This window comes from Duganella caerulea, assembly GCF_040362985.1.
GTDB classification, from domain to species: domain Bacteria; phylum Pseudomonadota; class Gammaproteobacteria; order Burkholderiales; family Burkholderiaceae_D; genus Rugamonas; species Rugamonas vulcania.
Window position 1 is genome coordinate 18,514 of sequence record NZ_BPWJ01000014.1, and the last position, 16,624, is coordinate 35,137.

Genomic DNA, 16,624 nt, shown 5'->3' on the forward strand with positions numbered 1-16,624 from the left:
GCGTCCGCTCCAACACACCTTCGAATGCATCCATGTTTGTGCGTCATCCCTTATTCCGTCCGCTGGCCGCGCTGTTCCTGTTGCTGCTGGTGGACCTGTTGCTGGTTCCCGGCTTCTTCCACCTGGAGGTCAAGGACGGTCACCTGTACGGCAGCTTGATCGACATCGCCAACCGCGCGGCGCCGCTGGTGCTGGCGGCCCTCGGCATGACGCTGGTGATCGCCACGCGCGGCATCGACATCTCGGTCGGCGCCGTGGTCGCGATCAGCGGCACCGTCGCCGCGATGCTCATCGGCGGCACGATGGTGATGCAGAACGGCGTGCCCGAATACGTCGCCAACACGCCGATGGTCTGGGCGCTGTGCGCGGCCATGGGCGCGGCGCTGTTGTGCGGTGCGTGGAACGGCCTGCTGGTGGCGGGCCTCGGCCTGCAGCCCATCGTCGCCACGCTGATCCTGATGGTGGCGGGGCGCGGCCTGGCGCAGCTGTTCACCGACGGCCAGATCGTCACCGTCTACTACAAGCCGTTCTTCTTCCTCGGCAGCGGCTACCTGTTTGGCCTGCCGTTCTCGCTCTACATCGTCGGCGCCGTTTTCCTGGTCACCGCGCTGTTGATGCGCAAGACGGCATTGGGCCTGTTCATCCAGGCGGTGGGCATCAATCCGGTCGCCGCGCGGCTGGCCGGCTTGAAGACGGCGGTGCTGATCTTCTTCGTCTACGTATTCTGCAGCGCCTGCGCCGGCCTGGCCGGCTTGATGATCAGCGCGAACATCAAGAGCGCGGACGCCAACAACGCCGGGCTGCTGCTGGAGCTGGACGCCATCCTCGCCGTCACGCTGGGCGGCACCTCGCTGGCCGGCGGTAAATTCAGCCTGGCCGGCAGCGTGATCGGCGCGCTGATCATCCAGACGCTGACCTACACCATCTACTCCCTCGGCCTGCCGCCGGAAGTCAACATGGTCGTCAAGTCGGTGGTGGTCTTCCTGGTGTGCCTGTCGCAGTCGGCGGAATTCAAGAACATGTGGCGCGCCTTCCGCGCCAAGAACAAAGGTGGCGCGGCATGAGCACCATGATCCTTCGCGGGCGCGCCTGGATGGCGTCGCCGTATTTCACGTCCCTGGTCACGGTGGCGCTGCTGGTCGTCCTGCTGGCGGTGGGCGGCGTGGCCTATCCGGGCTTCCTGTCGCTGCAGGTGCTGTTCAACCTCCTGATCGACAACGCCTTCCTGCTGGTGATCGCGGTCGGCATGAGCTTCGTCATTCTCTCCGGCGGCATCGACCTGTCGGTGGGTTCGGTGCTGGCGCTCACCACAATGATCTCGGCCTGGCTGCTGCAAAGCTGGCACCTGCCGCCGCTGCTGGTGATCGCCATCGCGCTGACGCTGGGCGCGGGCTTCGGCGCGGCGATGGGCGCGATGATCCATTACTTCAAGCTGCAGCCGTTCATCGTCACGCTGGCCGGCATGTTCCTGGCGCGCGGCCTGTGCTACCTGATCAGCATTAACTCGATCACCATCGACGATCCGCTGTACGTCGCCATGTCGCAGACGCAGTTGCCGGTGTTCGGCGGCTTCATCTCGCCCGGCGCGCTGATCGCCGTGCTGACGCTGGCCGCCGCGATCTACGTCGCGCACTGCACGCCGTTCGGCCGCGCCATCTACGCGGTGGGCGGCAACGAGCAGTCGGCGTTGATGATGGGCCTGAGGGTAGGGCGCACAAAGGTGCTGATCTACGCGTTCAGCGGCTTCTGCGCCGCGCTGGCCGGCGTGCTGTTCTCGTTCTACATGTTGTCCGGCTATGGCCTGCACGCGCAGGGCACGGAGCTCGACGCCATCGCGGCGGTGGTCATCGGCGGCACGCTGCTCAGCGGCGGCTACGGCTATGTGGCCGGTTCGCTGTCGGGCGTGCTGGTGCTGGGAACCATCCAGACGCTGATCGCCTTCGACGGCACCCTCAGCTCGTGGTGGACCAAGATTGTCATCGGTGGTTTGCTGTTTGTATTCTGCGTGGTCCAGCGTTTGATGGCGCTGGGCGCACGACAAAAAAAATAACTGGAGAGAGCATTGAAAAACAAGTTGATCAAATTCGCGGCCATCGCGGCTGCGGGTCTGGCAATGGGCGCGGCGCAGGCGGCCAACCCGTTGTTCCCCAAGCTGTTCACGGCCGATCCTTCGGCCTATGTGGAAAACGGCACCGTCTATCTGTACGTCGGCCATGACGAGGCCACGCCCAAAAGCCCGGACTACGTGATGAACGAATGGCGCGTCTACACCAGCTGCGACATGAAGAACTGGATCGACCGCGGCTCGCCGGTGCAGGCTTCGACCTTCAAGTGGGCCAAGGGCCACGCGTGGGCGGCCGACATCACGAAGCGCGATGGCAAGTACTACTTCTATTCGACCGTCGACCACGCGACCATTCCCGGCCACGCGATCGGCGTCGCCGTCTCCGACAGCCCGACCGGCCCCTTCGTCGACGCACGCGGCTCGGCGCTGGTCACCAACGACATGACGCTGCAATCGCCGATCGCCTGGGACGACATCGACCCGGCGATCTTCCAGGACGATGACGGCCAGGCCTATCTCTACTGGGGCAACACGGTGCTCAAGTACGCCAAGCTGAAACCGAACATGATCGAATTCGACGGCCCGATCCAGACCGTCGGCATGGACATGTTCACCGAGGCGTCCTACCTGCACAAGCATAACGGTACATACTATTTATCCTATTCGCGCAACTTCCCCGAGGAGACGGCCTACATGACCGGCCCGAGCCCGACCGGCCCGTGGCGCTATCGCGGCGTGATCATGTCGAAGAACGCCAAGGTCAAGACCATCCACCAGGCGATCATCGATTTCAACGGCAAGTCCTACATCTTCTACCACAACGCCAAGCTGCCCGGCGGCGGCGAGTACCGCCGTTCGGTGGCGGTGGAGGAGTTCCAGTACAACGCCGACGGCACCATTCCATTCATTCCGCAGACCAGGGAAGGCCCGGCGGCCAATCCTTCTGCGGCGTGCAAGTGATACCGCAACAGCCGGTATGCCATCAACAACCATACCGATTGTGATATCATTTTTCCATGGAAACTAACCCGAACTGGTTCTTGCGTGCGCGCCTCAAAACGCGCCAGCTGCTGCTGCTGATCGCGCTCGACGAACAACGCAATATCCACCGCGCCTCGGAAGAGCTGCACATGACGCAGCCTGCCGCCTCCAAGCAGTTGAAGGACCTGGAGGAGATGCTGGGCGTGCAGCTGTTCGACCGTCTGCCGCGCGGCATGGAGCCGACCATCTACGGCGAGACGATGATACGCCACGCCCGCATGGCGCTGACCAGCCTCTCGCTGGCGCACGAGGACATCGTCGCCATCAAGGCCGGCCTGTCCGGGCAGGTGGACATCGGCACCATCATGACGCCAGGGATCTCGCTGCTGCCGGTGGCGATCACGCGCACCAAGGCGCAGGCGCCCAAGCTGCGCATCGGCGTGGAGATGGAGCAGTCCAACATCCTGCTGGAGCAGCTGCAGCGCGGGCGGCTGGACTTCATGATCGGCCGCATCCCCGAGCGCCAGAGCGCCGAAGGCTTGAGCTACGAGGAGCTGGGCGACGAGCCGGCGTGCGCGGTGGTGCGTCCCGGCCATCCGCTGCTGAAGGCGCGCAACCTGTCGCTGCGCGATATCGCCAGTCAGCCGTGGATCCTGCCGCCGCAAGGCAGCATCCTGCGCGCGCGCTGCGAGTTGATGTTCCGCCGCGCCGGCCTGGAGGTGCCGTCCAACGTGGTCGACACCACCGCCGTGCTGCTGATTAAACCGCTGCTGCAGCAGACGGACGCGCTCAACGTCATGCCGATCGCCGTCGCCAAATACTACGAGTCGCAGAATGTGCTCAACATCCTGCCGATCGAGCTGCCGTGCCGCATGGACGCCTACGGCATCATCACGGTCGATGGCCACATCATGTCGCCGGGCGCGAGCCTGCTGTTGAAGGCGGTGCGCGAGGTGGCCAAGGAAATGTACTAGCGCGCGGCCGGCTGCTGGAAGCTGGCGAAGGCGTCCAGCAGCACCTTGGCGCGGAAGGGCTTGAGGATCACGCGGCTGATGTGCCGTTCGCGCAGGTCGTTCAGCAGTCCGGCGGTCGCGTTTTCCGCCATCACCGCGATGGGAATGTCGCTGTCGCTGACGTACATCCCATTGCGCATCCGGTCCAGCAAGGCCAGGTTGTAGACGCAGCCGCGCAGCGAGCCGCAGTCGATTGAAATCACCGCGCCGTCGAAGCTGTGCTCACGCAGCAGGCGCTCGGCCGCCTCCATACTGGCCGCTTCATGGATGGTCCCCAGTCCCAGCGTGCGTGCCGTCAGTGCGACGGTCCGGCGCAACAGCGGTTGCTCTTCCACCAGCAGCATGTTCAGGTGCTTGACCGGATTCTCAGGCATCCGCCGCCTCCGTGCGTTGGCTGAGTTCTTCCAGCAGCAGGTCGCGCAGCGTCGCCAGGATCGCCAGTTCGGTCGCGTCCAGCGTGCGTGGCTTGTGATCGATCAGGCAAAGCGTGCCGATGGTGAAACCGGACGGCATGGTCAACGGCGCGCCGGCGTAGAAGACCACGTGCGGCTCGCCGGTGACGATGGGATTGTCGGCAAAGCGCGCATCGGAGCGGGCATCCGGGATGACGAAGATATCTGCCTGCAGGATCGCGTGGGCGCAGAACGAAGTGTCGCGCGCGGTCTCGCACACGTTCATGCCCACGTTGGCCTTGAACCACTGCCGATTCTCGTCGACCAGCGACAGCAGCGCGATCGGCATGTCGAATTCCTCGGCGGCGAAGCGGGCCACCTTGTCGAAGCGTTCTTCCGGCGGCGTGTCAAGGATCAGCAGTTCGCGCAGCGCCGCCAGGCGGTCGGCATCGTTGTCGGGGATCGGTGCGGCTAGCATGGGCATCGGGCGCTTGAAGTGGACGTATGCCGACTTTAGCATCGCGGCGGCAGCGGCGCGACTGAATGTTGGCCCGGTCGCCAATCTGTTGCGAAATCGTCTGTGCTATGCCTGCATCTGGTGGCAGCTATGTTCGCAGGCTTCGCAGGCGCGCACGCATTCCTCCATGCCGTCCAGTTCCAGGCAGCTCAACGCGCACGCGTGGCAGATGTCGGCGCACAGCGCGCATAGTTTGGCGCTGAACCGCGATCCGCTCAGCTGCATGTTGGCCGACATTTCGCAGACCGCCGCGCAGTCCAGCATCAGGCGGAAATGGTTCGGCTCCACGTGGCGGCCGCCCATTTCCAGGCAGTGGGTCAGCGCGGTTTGCAGGCACGCTTGATGGCAGTTTTCGCAGGCGTCTATGCAGTCCTGCATGTCTGGTGTGATTTCCATGTCAATTCCTTTCAATGACGTTGCAATGGAAAGACCATGCTAGGCCCATGCATGGCCGCCTTCTGTGCGCGTCCGCTCTTTTCCGGCACCTTGATTAATGTTGACTCAGTCAACAATATATTGCAAAATCCTTTCATGTTTCAACCGGAGGCCCCATGTCAGTTCCTGTTTTCGATGACCGCGTCGCGGCGGTCCGTTCCTTCAACCGCTTCTTCACGCGCCAGATCGGCGTGCTGCGCGAGGGCCTGCTGCATAGCGAATACACGCTGACGGAGATGCGCGTGCTGTACGAGTTGGCGCACCGGGGCGACCAGCCGGCGGCGGTGCTGGGCCGCGACCTGGGGCTGGATCGCGGTTACCTGAGCCGCATCCTGGCCAAGTTCGAAAGCGCGGGACTGGTGTCTAAGGTGCCATCGGCCACCGATGGCCGCTCCAAACTGCTGCACCTGACGGCGCAAGGCCGCGCGGTCTACGAGCCGCTGGACCGCCGCTCGCGCGAGGAAGTCGGTGACCTGCTGGCCCGCTTCGGTGAGGCCGACCAGCTGCGCATGCTCGATGCGATGCGCACCATCCAGCAACTGCTGGACGCGGAAAGCGGCTTGAAATACGCCCAGCCCTTCGTGCTGCGCCCTCATCGCGCAGGCGACATGGAATGGATCACGCGCCGCCACGGCGCCATCTACACCGAGCAGCAAGGCTGGGACGACAGCTTCGGGAAGCTGGTCGGCGAGATCTGCGCGGACTTCGAACGCAACTTCGATCCGGTGCTGGAGCACTGCTGGATCGCCGAGATGGCGGGCCAGCCGGTCGGCTCGATCGCGCTGGCGCGCGACGGCGAGGAGGGCGTGGGCAAACTGCGGTTGCTGCTGGTGGAAGAGCAGGCGCGCGGCTACGGCCTCGGTTCGCGGCTGGTGGACGAGTGCCACCGCTACGCCCGCGCCGCCGGCTATCGCAAGATGCGCCTGTGGACCACCGATCAGCAGAAGGAAGCCCGCCAGATCTACCAAAACAAGGGATACGGGCTGGTGGCCGAGGAACCGGTGCACGCCTTCGGCCAGGACATGGTCAACGAAACCTGGGAACTGACGTTCTGATATCCACCAGCTGATTGCCTGCGCGGCCGCTTCTCTGGCACTATCCTCAACGTGATTGTTTAATCAACCGTGGGGATACTATGCAAAAGAACAGGCTGGGGATGTGGTCCAAGCGTGTCGTAATCGGATTGGTGGTGTTGATATTGGCGGCCGTGGCCGGGGCGTGGGTGTATTTGCGCGGCAGCCTGGCGCAGCTGGAGGGCACGGTGCAGGCGCCTGGCTTGGAATCCGGCGCCAGCGTCGCGCGCGATGCACACGGCGTGCCGCTCATCAGCGGCGGCAGCCGGATGGACGTGGCCTACGCCACCGGCTTTGTGCATGCGCAGGAGCGCTACTTCCAGATGGACCTGCTGCGCCGCGTGTCGGCCGGCGAATTGTCCGAACTGTTCGGCGCGCGCGCACTGCCGCTGGATAAATCCCATCGCCTGCACCGCTTCCGCGCCCGCGCCGAGCTGGCGCTGAAAACCATGCCGGCGGCCGACCGCGCGCTGCTGGAGCGCTACGTGGACGGCGTCAACGCCGGCTTGCTGAAGCTGGGCGCCAAGCCATTCGAATATGCGCTGATCGGCATGCCGCCGCGCGCGTGGTCGGCGGCCGATTCGCTGCTGGCTATCTGGGCGATGTACTTCGACCTGCAAGGCAGCCAGGAACCGCGCGAGCTGGCGCGCGGCTGGTTCCGCGACCATGCGACCGAAGAGCAGCGCGCCTTCCTGGCGCCGGAATCGACGCAGTGGGATGCGCCGCTCGACGCGCAATCGGTGACGGCCGCCGACATCGCGATTCCCGCCGCGCCACCCGCATGGTGGGGCAAGCCCAAGGCCGACGGCGGCGCGGCGCATACCGATCCCAAAGTGGCGGCGGCGGAATTCCTCAACACCGTGGGCAGCAACAACTGGGCGGTGGCGGGAGGCCGCAGCGACACCGGCGCGGCCATTGTGTCGGACGATATGCACCTCGGCATACAGCTGCCGGCGATCTGGTACCGCCTCGCCTTGCAGTTCCCCGACGGGAAAGGCGGCCAGCGCCGCGTGGTCGGCGTCACGCTGCCCGGCACGCCGGCGGTGGTGGTCGGCAGTAACGGCCATGTGGCCTGGGGCTTCACCAACAGCTACGGCGACTATCTCGACCTGATCGCGCTCGATACCGACCCGGCCAAGCCAGGCCAGGTACGCACCCAGGCCGGCTGGGAGACCCCGGTGGTGCACGAGGAAACGATATTAATCAAAGGCGAACCGGCGGCCAAATTGGCCGTGCGCGAAACCAGCCTCGGTCCGATTCGCGAGGCCGCAGGCCGCAGCTACGCCATCCACTGGGTTGCGCACACGCCTGCGGCGGTAAACCTCAACGCCAGGAACCTGGAGTTCGCCGACACGCTGGAGCAGGCGATGGCGGTCGCGGTGACGATGGGCATCCCGGCGCAGAATTTCGTCGGCGGCGACGACAAGGGCAATATCGGCTGGACCATCGCCGGCGCGCTGCCGCGCCGCGCACCGGCCGGCGTGGCCGCCACCTATCCGCTGTCGGTGGACGACCAGGCCGGCGTCTGGACCGGCTGGCTCAAGCCCGAGGAATATCCGAAGGTCGTCAACCCGGCCGGCGGCCAGCTGGCCACCGCCAACAGCCGCCAGCTGGCCAACGCCGGCGCCGAACTGCTGGGCGATGGCGGCTTCGATCTCGGCGCCCGCACGCACCAGGTGCGCGACGACCTGACCGCGCTCGGTCCCAAGACCGACGTGAAAAAAGTCTACGCCATCACGCTGGACGACCGCGCCGTGTTCCTGACCGCCTGGCGCGAACGCGCGATGGCCGCGCTGGACGCCAAGGCCGTCGAAGGCAGGCCGCTGCGCGCGGAAGCGCTCAAGCTGCTGAAGGACAGCTGGACCGGCAAGGCCAGCGTGGACTCGGTGGGGTACCGCATCACGCGCGCCTACATGTACGCGCTGTACGACATCCTGTTCGAAAGCGCCAACGAGGAGATGGCGAAGGTCGACGCCAAGGCCAACATGGCGGCGGTGACGTCGCGCTGGCCGGTGGTGGTGGCGCGAGTGCTGGACGAGAAACCGGCGGCCTGGTTGCCGCCGCAGTACGCCAGCTGGCAGGCCTTGCAGCTGGCCGCGCTGGACCGCGTGATCGCCGACCTGACCAAGGACGGCAAGCCGCTGGCCAGCGCCACCTGGGGTGAGCGCAACACGGCGGCCAGCGCCCATCCCTTTGCGGCGGTGGTGCCGGTGTTGGGCAAGTATCTGAAGGTGGCGCCGGACATGCTGCCAGGGGACCAGCACATGCCGCGCGTGTCGGGACCGTCGTTCGGCCAGTCGGAGCGGCTGACGGTGTCGCCGGGCCATGAGGAGCAGGGCGTGTTCAACATGCCGGGTGGGCAGAGCGGCCATCCGTTGTCGCCGTACTTCCTGGATGGCCGCGCCGATTGGGTCAGCGGGCGGGATACGCCGCTGCTGCCGGGGCCTGCGGCGCATACGCTGACGTTTGTGAAGTAGCGCGGCCAAGGCCGAACAGTGGGCGCAGCACGGCGACGCGGCGCACCACTTCGAACAGGCCGAAGCTGATGGCGAAGGTCAGCACGACCAGCACCGCGCCTTCCGTGCCGGGCGCCAGCTTCACCGGCTTGAGCCAGTGCGCCATGCTGACGATCAGCGTCTGGTGCAGGATGTAGACCGGGAACACGGCTTCGGTCAGGTAGCGGCGCTTGGCGCTGTCGAAGGCCAGGTGGCGGTGGCCGAAACCGCAGATGGCCAGGATCGGCGCCCATTGGCCCAGGCAGAAGATCATGCGCAGCAGCGGCTTCATTTGCGCGATGATGGGCAGGTCGCCCACCGATTCCGGCATCGAGTGCAGGCATACCACCACGGCCCAGCTGAACAGCCACAGTCCCAGGCTGGTCCAGCGCAGTTCATCCACCCTGGCCCAGAAGCCATTCTGCAGCGCCAGCATCACGCCCATCACGAACAGGAAGAAGTAGTGGGCGTGGTTGTACCAATCGTTGACCAGCGCGTGGGTTTCGGGGAAGGCTTCGGCCAGCGCGTAGCGGGCCACGAACAGCGCCAGCACCGGCAGGACGACGGTCTTCCAGCCGGTCAGCTGGCGGCCCAGCGCGTCGGACCAGGAGCGCAGGCGCGCGGCGCCGGCCAGTGCGGCCACGCCGCCGATCGCCATCGTGTAGGCCCACAGGTAGCCCACGAACCACAGGTGGTTCCAGGTCGGCAGGTCGAGGCAGCTGCCTTGCTTGCAGAAGCCGTGGTAGCCGCTGACGTAGAGGCGCATGAATTCACCATAGCCGCCGGTGTAGTTGAGCTTTTCGATCACTTCAAAATACGACTGCGGCGGCACGATCACCAGCATGCCGAACACCAGCGGCACCAGCAGGCGCCAGCTGCGCTGGCGGAGCAGGGCGCCGACGCGGATCTTTTGCAGCATGAAGGCGGTGGCGACGCCGGAGATCATGAACAGCAGGCCAAGGCGCCACGGCGAGGACAGCAGCATCAGCGGCTCGATGGCGTCGCTGGCGTATGGGCTCTTGACATGCCATCCCCAGGTTACGTAGTACATGCCGGTGTGGTAGAAGATCAGGACACAGAACGCGAAGATGCGTATCCAGTCGAGGAAGTACAGGCGGTTGTTGGCAGTCTGGTTCATTGCTGGCTCCTGGTTGAATGAAGCCAGTCTAGCGATGCCCCGCGGGCGGCGTCCAGCGCGCGGGGGCGAAGCGGGATGCTGGTGGGGCGAACCGGCCTATTGGCCGTTCAGCCGTTCCATGACTTCGGCGCGGTATTGGCGCGAGCAGGGCACGCGCGCGCCGCTGCGCAATACCAGTTCGCCGTCGCCCTTGTCGAGGTGCTGCACGCTGACGATCCAGTCCAGCTGCACGGCGGCGCGCCGGTGGCAGCGCAGGAAGCGCGGGCCAAGCTTGTCGACCAGGCCGGCCAGCGTCTGGCGCATCAGCGGCTGGCCTTCGGCGGTGTGCAGCACGACGTAGTTGTCGGCGGTTTCGATCCACTGGATATGCTCGACCCGCACGATGCGTGTGCCGCCGCGCTCCGGGACCAGCAGCTGGCTGATGGCGGGCAGGGGATGCTGCAACGGCGGGGGCGCTTCTTCGGTCAGGAGTGGTGGCATGGGTTGGATGGTCTGGGCGGCACGCTGTTGCGCGAGGCGTTCGCGCGCGCGCTGGAGGGCGCGTTGCAGGCGTTGCTGGTCGTACGGCTTGAGCAGATAGTCGATGGCGTTGGCGTCGAAGGCGCGGATGGCGTATTCGTCGTAGGCGGTGACGAACACCACCAGCGGCGCCGGCGCCGGCAGCGAGGCGGCGACATCGAGGCCGGTGATCTCGGGCATCTGGATGTCGAGCAGCAGCAGGTCGGGCGCGAAGGCGGGCAGGCGTTCGAGCGCCTCGACGCCGTCGCGGGCTTCCTCGATCGCGCTGATGTCTGGCTCCTGCTCCAGCAGGCGGCGCATCTTGTCGCGCGCCGGGCGCTCGTCGTCGACGATCAGGACGCGCATGGCAGCCGCATTTCTGCCCGCACGCCGGCCGGCGCGAGCTGGATCAGGTCGAAGGTGGCGCCGGCGCCGTACAGCGCCGCCAGCCGTTCTCGCAGGTTGCGCACGCCGATGCCGCCGCCAGCCGCCGCGCCATCGCCGGCGCGCAGCGTGCCGCCGTCATCTTCCAGCCGCAGCACAATCGCGCCTTGCTCGCGGCTGGCCGAGATGCTGATGGCGGTGGCCTGGCGGCGCCGTTCCACCGTGTGCTTGAAGATGTTCTCCAACAGCGGCTGCATGCTCATCACCGGCACCTGACAGTCCAGCAGCGTCTCGTCGATCTGCCAGTCGATGTGTACGCGGTCGGAAAACCGTTCGCACATCAGGGCCGCGTAGCCGCGCAGCAGGCGTAGCTCCATCGCCAGCGTCACCTGGTGCTGCTCGCTGACGTCGAGCGTGGCGCGCAGCACGTCGGCCTGCTGGATCAGCATCGCGTCGGCGCGCGCCACGTCGCTGTGCATCAGCGAGGAGATGGTGTTGAGGGCGTTGAACAGGAAGTGCGGCTGCATCTGCTGGGTGAGCCGCAGCAGCTGGGCTTCGCGCAGCGAGGCGTTGACGCGCTCCACGCGCAGCTTCTCGTTCTGCATCGCGTGATACGACAGCACGCCGAACATGATGGTGGCGAAGATGCTGAAGAAGACCGTCATCTTCACGTCTTCGTACAGGAAGGTCTGCGGCCAGGGCAGGTGGGTGTAGGTGTCGCCGGCCAGCGCGTACACGCCGTAGCGGATGCCGAAGGCGATTGGCACGAACAGCACCCAGTAGATTGGCAGCCACACCAGCTGGCGCGCGAACCACTTCAGCGGCTGCGCCAGCAGGTGGTCGTAGCGGCGCGTGTAATGGCGCTGCGCCAGCAGCAGCAGGGTGCCGGTCAACGCGGACGAGGTCTCCCAGACAATCGGCTTCCACACGCCGGCCTGGTGGTCGCGCAGGTATTCCTGAACGGCGGTGAGGTTCATCAGCAGCCAGAAAAGGATCCAGGCCGCGCCGATGGTGATTTGTGTGCGCTTGGGTAGCATGGCCCAGATGATTACCGATTCTTATCAATAGGTCAATGAGCCGATAAGACTAGCGACTAGCGGTAACGCGCCTCCATCAGGTCGATTTCGCGTACCAGCTTGCGCGAGATCTCGTCGGAGATGTGGTCGTTGCGCGCCAGCTCGTAGATGGCCTGGCGTTCGGCGGTCAGGGCCGCCAGCCGCAGCTCCTTCTCGGCGTGGTCGGTCTTGCGCCAGGCCGCGCCGGCGTCCGGATCGACCTCCCGCAGCTTGTGCTCATAGAACGCGATGATGCGCGCCGCCGCCTGCGGATACACTTCGGGGTCGACGCAGGACTCGGCCTCCATCAGAGCGATCTGCGCCCGCTCGGTGGCGGCGATGGCGGCGTTGGCCGCGGTGCGGCGCGCCAGGTCTTCCTCCTGCTGCTCTTCCGGCGAGGCCGGGAAGGTCATTCCGGCCAGCAGGCGCGGCAGGCCAAGGCTGGCCGTCAGCAGCGAGATCAGGATCACCGAGCAGGCCAGGAAGATGGTCAGCGCGCGCGCCGGGAAGGGCGCGCCATTGGGCATGGCCAGCGGCAGCGTCAGCACGCCGGCCAGCGTGATGGCGCCGCGCGCGCCGGCCAAGGTGGTGGCCAGCAGCAGGCGCGGATTGATCTTCATGCGCGGCTGGTTGCGGATCTTCTGCTTGTAGATGGTCAGCCGCAGCGAGGCCCACACCCACAGCATGCGCAGCGCCAGCAGGCCGATGTTGATGGCCACCGCGTACACCGCCAGCCACCACGGATTCAAATGGCCGCTCTCCGCGATGGTGGCGCTGGCGTCGCGGAAGATGTCCGGCAGCTGCTCGCCGAGCAGCACGAACATGATGCCGTTCAGCGCGAACTGCACCGTGTCCCACACGGCCGAGCGCTGGATGCGGGTGTTGGCCAGCGTGTGGCCGCTGAGCTCCACGTAGCTCATGGTGACCCCGGCCGCCACTGCGGCCAAGATGCCTGATGCGTGCAGGCGCTCCGCCACCAGGTAGGCGCCGAACGGCAGCAGCAGGCTGACAAGGATGGGCGAACCGGTCGGCTCGCCGTAGTGGCGGCTCAGCCAGTACTGCAGCCGCGACACCAGCAGCGTCACAGCGACCCCGGCGCCGATGCCGGCCGCCACCAGCCAGACGAAGGTGAGGCCGGCGGTGCTGATCGAGAAGGCGCCGGTCAGCGCGGCCGCCACGGCGAAGCGGAAGCACACCAGGCCGGAGGCGTCGTTCAGCAGCGACTCGCCTTCAAGGATGTGCATCAGCCGCTTGGGAATGGGCGTGGTGGCGGCGATCGAGCTGACCGCGATCGGATCGGTCGGCGAGATGATGGCGGCCAGCGCGAACGCCACCGGCAGCGGCATGGCGGGAATCAGCCAGTGGATCAGGAAGCCGGCGCCGATGACGGTGAACACCACCAGTCCCAGCGCCAGTTCGAGAATGGTGCCCTTGTCGCGCAGCAGGCCGCTCTTGGGGATGCGCCAGCCGTCCAGGAACAGCAACGGCGGCAGGAACACCAGGAAGAACAGGTCCGGCTCCAGGTCGACGCCGCGCGTGGACTTGGCGGCGATCAGCGCGCCGAGCGCGATCTGCACCAGCGGCAGCGGCACCGCGCGCGGCAGAAAACGGCTGAGATAGGCGCTGGCCACCACGGCCAGCAGCATCACCAGCACCACTTCGATTGAATCCATGCTCGATCCTTCAATATTGCAAAACGTCAGCAAGCTTACACCATGCAAGGCGGCGGAAAAAGTTGGGGCAGAGCACTAGTAAAACGGAAATCTTTCTGTCATAATTCTGTCTTCTGCGGGAGTAGCTCAGTTGGTAGAGCGCAACCTTGCCAAGGTTGAGGTCGAGAGTTCGAGACTCTTCTCCCGCTCCAGAATTCGGTAGCATATTAAAAGGAAGCCTGCGGGCTTCCTTTTTTTACGTCCATACCGTTGTATCTCGTGCTGTAAAACAATATCTGTGCCTGCAAAGTGTGACGGGGGGCATTGGCAGACGTTATACTTGCTACGGAGCTACCACCGACGGAGACGAAATCTATGAAATCAGTTCAACAGGAAGTTGATGAGCGCAGTAACCTGACCAACTCCAATAAATTCGAACTGCTGCTGTTCCGCCTTGGCGCCGACGCCAACGGCGAACATTCCGAGTTGTTCGGTATTAACGTCTTCAAAATCCGCGAAATTGTCGCGATGCCGGAAGTGACTGCCGTGGCCGGATCCCCGCCACACATGCTGGGCGTCGTCAATCTGCGCGGACAAATCATCACGGTGCTGGATTTGCCAGGCATCGTCGGTGTGACCCCAAAAACTGGTCTGAACATCATGTTGGTCACCGAGTTCGCCCGCACCACGCAGGCGTTCGCGGTGGAGTCGGTCGATGAGATCGTGCGCCTGGACTGGAGCCAGGTGCTGACCGCCGAAGGCACGGCCGGCGGCAAGGTCACCAGTATCGCGCGCGTCGACGGCGACGTGCAGAACACCCGCCTGGCGCAGGTGCTCGACGTGGAAACCATCCTGCGCGAGCTGGTGCCGCCGGAAGGCAAGGACGTCGATCCGGAAACCATCGGCCCGAAAGTCATGCTCAAGCCGGGCGCCGTGATCCTGGCTGCGGACGATTCCGTGGTCGCGCGCAACCTGATCGAGAAGGGCCTGGAAGCGATGGGCGCCCACTTCATCATGACCAAGTCCGGCAAGGAAGCCTGGGACCGCCTGCAGCACATCGCCGACGGCGCCAAGGCCGAAGGCGTGCCGGTCAGCGACCGCGTCGCTCTGGTGCTGACCGACCTGGAAATGCCGGAGATGGACGGCTTCACGCTGACCCGCCTGGTCAAGCAGGACGCGCGCTTCGCCAAGATTCCGGTCGTGATCCATTCCTCGTTGTCGGGCAAGACCAACGAGGATCACGTCAAGGGCGTGGGCGCGGATGCCTACGTGGCCAAGTTCTCGGCCGAGGACCTGGCGGACACGCTGCGCAACGTGTTGAGCAAAGCGGCGACGTAAGCACGCCGCTGCAAACAAGGGTAGTATCGAAGGGCCGTGACGGCGACGTCGCGGCCCTTTTTTGTATTCCATTTCTCGAAAGGATATACCGTGGCAGCTAAGAAAATTCTGTTTCTGACCGGCGACTTTGCGGAGGATTACGAGACCATGGTGCCGTTCCAGGCGCTGCAAATGGTGGGCCACACGGTGCACGCGGTGTGCCCCGACAAGCGGGCGGGCGAGACCGTCAAGACCGCCATCCACGACTTCGAGGGCGACCAGACCTACACGGAAAAGCCGGGCCATTTGTTCGCGCTGAACGCCAACTTCGACGACGTCGACGTGAGCAAGTACGACGCGCTGATGATCGCCGGCGGCCGCGCGCCGGAGTACCTGCGGCTCAATCCGCGCGTGATCGAGATCGTGCAGCAGTTCGCGGCGGCGTCCAAGCCGATCGCCGCCGTGTGCCATGGCGCGCAACTGCTGGCGGCGGCAGACGTCATTCGCGGCAAGACGATTTCGGCCTATCCGGCGTGCTCGCCCGAGGTCAAGCTGGCCGGCGGCAACTACGCCGACATCCCGGTCGACCAGGCCGTCACTGACGGCAACTTCGTCACCGCGCCGGCCTGGCCCGCGCACCCGGCTTGGCTGGGCCAGTTCCTGCAGCGGCTCGGCACGGAAATCAAGCTCTAGATCAAGTTGGGGCCGCACCCAGGCAGCGGGCGTGGAAGCGGATGTGGTCTTCCATGAAGGTGGCGATGAAGTAGTAGCCGTGGTCGTAGCCGTCGTGCCGCCGCAGTTCCAGCGGCTGCGCGGCGGTGCGGCAGGCCGCTTCGAATACTTCCGGATACAGCTGCTCTTTCAGGAACTTGTCGCCCAGTCCCTGGTCGATCAGGATGCCGGCCGGGAAGGGCGTTTGCAGGCGCGCCATCAGCAGGCTGGCGTCGTGCTGCTCCCATGCCGCGGTGTCGTCGCCCAGGTAGCCGCTGAAGGCCTTCTTCCCCCACGGGCACATCGACGGCGCCGCGATCGGCGCGAACGCGGACACGGAACGGAACACGTCCGGCCGCTTCAGGGCCATCGTCAACGCGCCATGGCCGCCCATCGAGTGGCCGAAGATGCCGATGCGTTCGCCGTCCACCGGCAGCTCGCGCACCAGCAGTTCGCGCAGTTCGTGGATGTAGCTGTACATGCGGTAGTGCGTGGACCACGGCGCTTGCGTCGCGTCGATATAGAAGCCGGCGCCAACGCCGAAATCCCAGCTGTCCGATTCGCCGTCGATGCCGGCGCCGCGCGGGCTGGTGTCCGGCGCGATCAGCATCAGGCCGGCCTCCGCAGCGGCGCGCTGGGCGCCGGCCTTGATCATGAAAGTCTCTTCATTACAAGTCAGTCCCGCCAGGTAGAACAAGCCCGGTACGGGGCCTTGCGCAGCCTGGGCCGGCATGAAAACGGAGAAGCGCATCGGCAGGCCGATCTCGCGCGATGCGTGCCGGTAGAAGCGCTGTACGCCGCCGAAGCAGGCATGTTCACTGATTAGTTCAAGCATGTTGTTCCTTTATGTTCCTTAGCGCACAGTGAGCACGCCCGTTGTCGTCCAGAATTGTACAAG

At 65.4% G+C, this 16,624-nt stretch carries 16 protein-coding genes and 1 tRNA gene; 9 read left to right on the forward strand and 8 right to left on the reverse strand.

Annotated elements, in window-relative coordinates; translation table 11 throughout:
* The first annotated feature begins 32 nt into the window (after nt 1-32).
* The 4 genes from ACUJB0_RS28740 to ACUJB0_RS28755 are packed head-to-tail and all read left to right on the forward strand — an operon-like array spanning nt 33 to nt 4,020.
* Entirely contained in the window at nt 33-1,064 is a 1,032-nt protein-coding gene (locus ACUJB0_RS28740; RefSeq protein WP_444848311.1) for an ABC transporter permease, read from the forward strand.
* Nucleotides 1,061-2,050: a galactofuranose ABC transporter, permease protein YjfF gene (yjfF, locus tag ACUJB0_RS28745; protein WP_229213450.1), complete on the forward strand. Its 990-nt coding sequence runs from the start codon at nt 1,061-1,063 to the stop codon at nt 2,048-2,050. Before ACUJB0_RS28740 ends, yjfF begins: the two co-directional genes overlap by 4 nt.
* A 12-nt stretch (nt 2,051-2,062) precedes the next feature.
* Nucleotides 2,063-3,025, forward strand: coding sequence for a glycoside hydrolase family 43 protein (locus ACUJB0_RS28750; protein ID WP_444848239.1), 963 nt, complete (start codon nt 2,063-2,065; stop codon nt 3,023-3,025).
* Between the two features lie 56 nt (nt 3,026-3,081).
* Nucleotides 3,082-4,020: a LysR family transcriptional regulator gene (locus ACUJB0_RS28755; RefSeq protein ID WP_161090423.1), complete on the forward strand. Its 939-nt coding sequence runs from the start codon at nt 3,082-3,084 to the stop codon at nt 4,018-4,020.
* On the opposite strand, the gene ACUJB0_RS28760 is transcribed toward ACUJB0_RS28755, so the two are convergent.
* The 3 genes from ACUJB0_RS28760 to ACUJB0_RS28770 all read right to left on the reverse strand — a co-directional run bounded on the left by ACUJB0_RS28760 (nt 4,017) and on the right by ACUJB0_RS28770 (nt 5,364).
* A complete protein-coding gene (locus tag ACUJB0_RS28760; protein WP_444848240.1) occupies nt 4,017-4,433 on the reverse strand; it encodes a response regulator in 417 nt (138 codons plus the stop codon). The two genes, ACUJB0_RS28755 and ACUJB0_RS28760, sit on opposite strands and share 4 nt — an antisense overlap.
* On the reverse strand, nt 4,426-4,929 hold the full coding sequence (locus tag ACUJB0_RS28765; RefSeq protein ID WP_444848241.1) for a GAF domain-containing protein: 504 nt from the start codon (nt 4,927-4,929) through the stop codon (nt 4,426-4,428). Before ACUJB0_RS28765 ends, ACUJB0_RS28760 begins: the two co-directional genes overlap by 8 nt.
* Nucleotides 4,930-5,034: 105 nt before the next feature.
* Complete coding sequence (locus ACUJB0_RS28770; RefSeq protein ID WP_444848242.1) at nt 5,035-5,364, reverse strand: four-helix bundle copper-binding protein; 330 nt, start codon at nt 5,362-5,364, stop codon at nt 5,035-5,037.
* A 155-nt stretch (nt 5,365-5,519) separates the two neighbouring features.
* Between ACUJB0_RS28770 and ACUJB0_RS28775 the strand changes: the two genes are divergently transcribed.
* Nucleotides 5,520-6,458 carry a bifunctional helix-turn-helix transcriptional regulator/GNAT family N-acetyltransferase gene (locus ACUJB0_RS28775; protein ID WP_444848243.1) on the forward strand — a complete coding sequence of 313 codons (939 nt, stop codon included), beginning with the start codon at nt 5,520-5,522 and terminating at the stop codon, nt 6,456-6,458.
* 80 nt (nt 6,459-6,538) lie between these two features.
* Entirely contained in the window at nt 6,539-8,953 is a 2,415-nt protein-coding gene (locus tag ACUJB0_RS28780; protein ID WP_444848244.1) for a penicillin acylase family protein, read from the forward strand.
* On the opposite strand, the gene ACUJB0_RS28785 is transcribed toward ACUJB0_RS28780, so the two are convergent.
* From ACUJB0_RS28785 to ACUJB0_RS28800, 4 genes are all read right to left on the reverse strand, one after another.
* The gene (locus ACUJB0_RS28785; protein ID WP_444848245.1) at nt 8,889-10,109 is read right to left on the reverse strand and encodes an acyltransferase family protein; all 1,221 of its coding nucleotides are present in this window, start codon (nt 10,107-10,109) and stop codon (nt 8,889-8,891) included. The two genes, ACUJB0_RS28780 and ACUJB0_RS28785, sit on opposite strands and share 65 nt — an antisense overlap.
* 96 nt (nt 10,110-10,205) lie before the next feature.
* Nucleotides 10,206-10,973: a LytR/AlgR family response regulator transcription factor gene (locus ACUJB0_RS28790; RefSeq protein WP_444848246.1), complete on the reverse strand. Its 768-nt coding sequence runs from the start codon at nt 10,971-10,973 to the stop codon at nt 10,206-10,208.
* Nucleotides 10,961-12,028, reverse strand: coding sequence for a sensor histidine kinase (locus tag ACUJB0_RS28795; protein ID WP_444848247.1), 1,068 nt, complete (start codon nt 12,026-12,028; stop codon nt 10,961-10,963). Before ACUJB0_RS28795 ends, ACUJB0_RS28790 begins: the two co-directional genes overlap by 13 nt.
* 56 nt (nt 12,029-12,084) lie before the next feature.
* Nucleotides 12,085-13,719 carry a Na+/H+ antiporter gene (locus tag ACUJB0_RS28800; RefSeq protein WP_444848248.1) on the reverse strand — a complete coding sequence of 545 codons (1,635 nt, stop codon included), beginning with the start codon at nt 13,717-13,719 and terminating at the stop codon, nt 12,085-12,087.
* Nucleotides 13,720-13,834: 115 nt separating this feature from the next.
* Here ACUJB0_RS28800 and ACUJB0_RS28805 point away from each other — a divergent pair.
* The 3 genes from ACUJB0_RS28805 to ACUJB0_RS28815 all read left to right on the forward strand — a co-directional run bounded on the left by ACUJB0_RS28805 (nt 13,835) and on the right by ACUJB0_RS28815 (nt 15,708).
* A tRNA-Gly gene (locus ACUJB0_RS28805) sits at nt 13,835-13,910 on the forward strand.
* A 163-nt stretch (nt 13,911-14,073) separates the two neighbouring features.
* Nucleotides 14,074-15,036, forward strand: a complete 963-nt coding sequence (locus ACUJB0_RS28810; protein ID WP_161091177.1) for a chemotaxis protein — start codon at nt 14,074-14,076, stop codon at nt 15,034-15,036.
* A 90-nt stretch (nt 15,037-15,126) separates the two neighbouring features.
* The gene (locus ACUJB0_RS28815; protein ID WP_117015565.1) at nt 15,127-15,708 is read left to right on the forward strand and encodes a DJ-1/PfpI family protein; all 582 of its coding nucleotides are present in this window, start codon (nt 15,127-15,129) and stop codon (nt 15,706-15,708) included.
* A gap of 1 nt (nt 15,709) precedes the next feature.
* Here ACUJB0_RS28815 and fghA read toward each other — a convergent pair whose 3' ends face one another.
* Nucleotides 15,710-16,561 (reverse strand): S-formylglutathione hydrolase, encoded by an 852-nt coding sequence (gene fghA / locus ACUJB0_RS28820; RefSeq protein WP_444848249.1) that lies wholly within the window; start codon nt 16,559-16,561, stop codon nt 15,710-15,712.
* Nucleotides 16,562-16,624 lie beyond the last annotated feature (63 nt).

Bases quoted from the DNA above. Each gene is read 5' to 3' on its own strand.
- ACUJB0_RS28800 (WP_444848248.1), bottom strand. From the start codon at position 13,719: ATGGATTCAATCGAAGTGGTGCTGGTGATGCTGCTGGCCGTGGTGGCC.
- ACUJB0_RS28740 (WP_444848311.1), top strand. From the start codon at position 33: ATGTTTGTGCGTCATCCCTTATTCCGTCCGCTGGCCGCGCTGTTCCTG.
- ACUJB0_RS28775 (WP_444848243.1), top strand. From the start codon at position 5,520: ATGTCAGTTCCTGTTTTCGATGACCGCGTCGCGGCGGTCCGTTCCTTC.
- ACUJB0_RS28755 (WP_161090423.1), top strand. From the start codon at position 3,082: ATGGAAACTAACCCGAACTGGTTCTTGCGTGCGCGCCTCAAAACGCGC.
- fghA (WP_444848249.1), bottom strand. From the start codon at position 16,561: ATGCTTGAACTAATCAGTGAACATGCCTGCTTCGGCGGCGTACAGCGC.
- yjfF (WP_229213450.1), top strand. From the start codon at position 1,061: ATGAGCACCATGATCCTTCGCGGGCGCGCCTGGATGGCGTCGCCGTAT.
- ACUJB0_RS28795 (WP_444848247.1), bottom strand. From the start codon at position 12,028: ATGCTACCCAAGCGCACACAAATCACCATCGGCGCGGCCTGGATCCTT.
- ACUJB0_RS28810 (WP_161091177.1), top strand. From the start codon at position 14,074: ATGAAATCAGTTCAACAGGAAGTTGATGAGCGCAGTAACCTGACCAAC.
- ACUJB0_RS28760 (WP_444848240.1), bottom strand. From the start codon at position 4,433: ATGCCTGAGAATCCGGTCAAGCACCTGAACATGCTGCTGGTGGAAGAG.
- ACUJB0_RS28790 (WP_444848246.1), bottom strand. From the start codon at position 10,973: ATGCGCGTCCTGATCGTCGACGACGAGCGCCCGGCGCGCGACAAGATG.
- ACUJB0_RS28770 (WP_444848242.1), bottom strand. From the start codon at position 5,364: ATGGAAATCACACCAGACATGCAGGACTGCATAGACGCCTGCGAAAAC.
- ACUJB0_RS28765 (WP_444848241.1), bottom strand. From the start codon at position 4,929: ATGCTAGCCGCACCGATCCCCGACAACGATGCCGACCGCCTGGCGGCG.
- ACUJB0_RS28785 (WP_444848245.1), bottom strand. From the start codon at position 10,109: ATGAACCAGACTGCCAACAACCGCCTGTACTTCCTCGACTGGATACGC.
- ACUJB0_RS28780 (WP_444848244.1), top strand. From the start codon at position 6,539: ATGCAAAAGAACAGGCTGGGGATGTGGTCCAAGCGTGTCGTAATCGGA.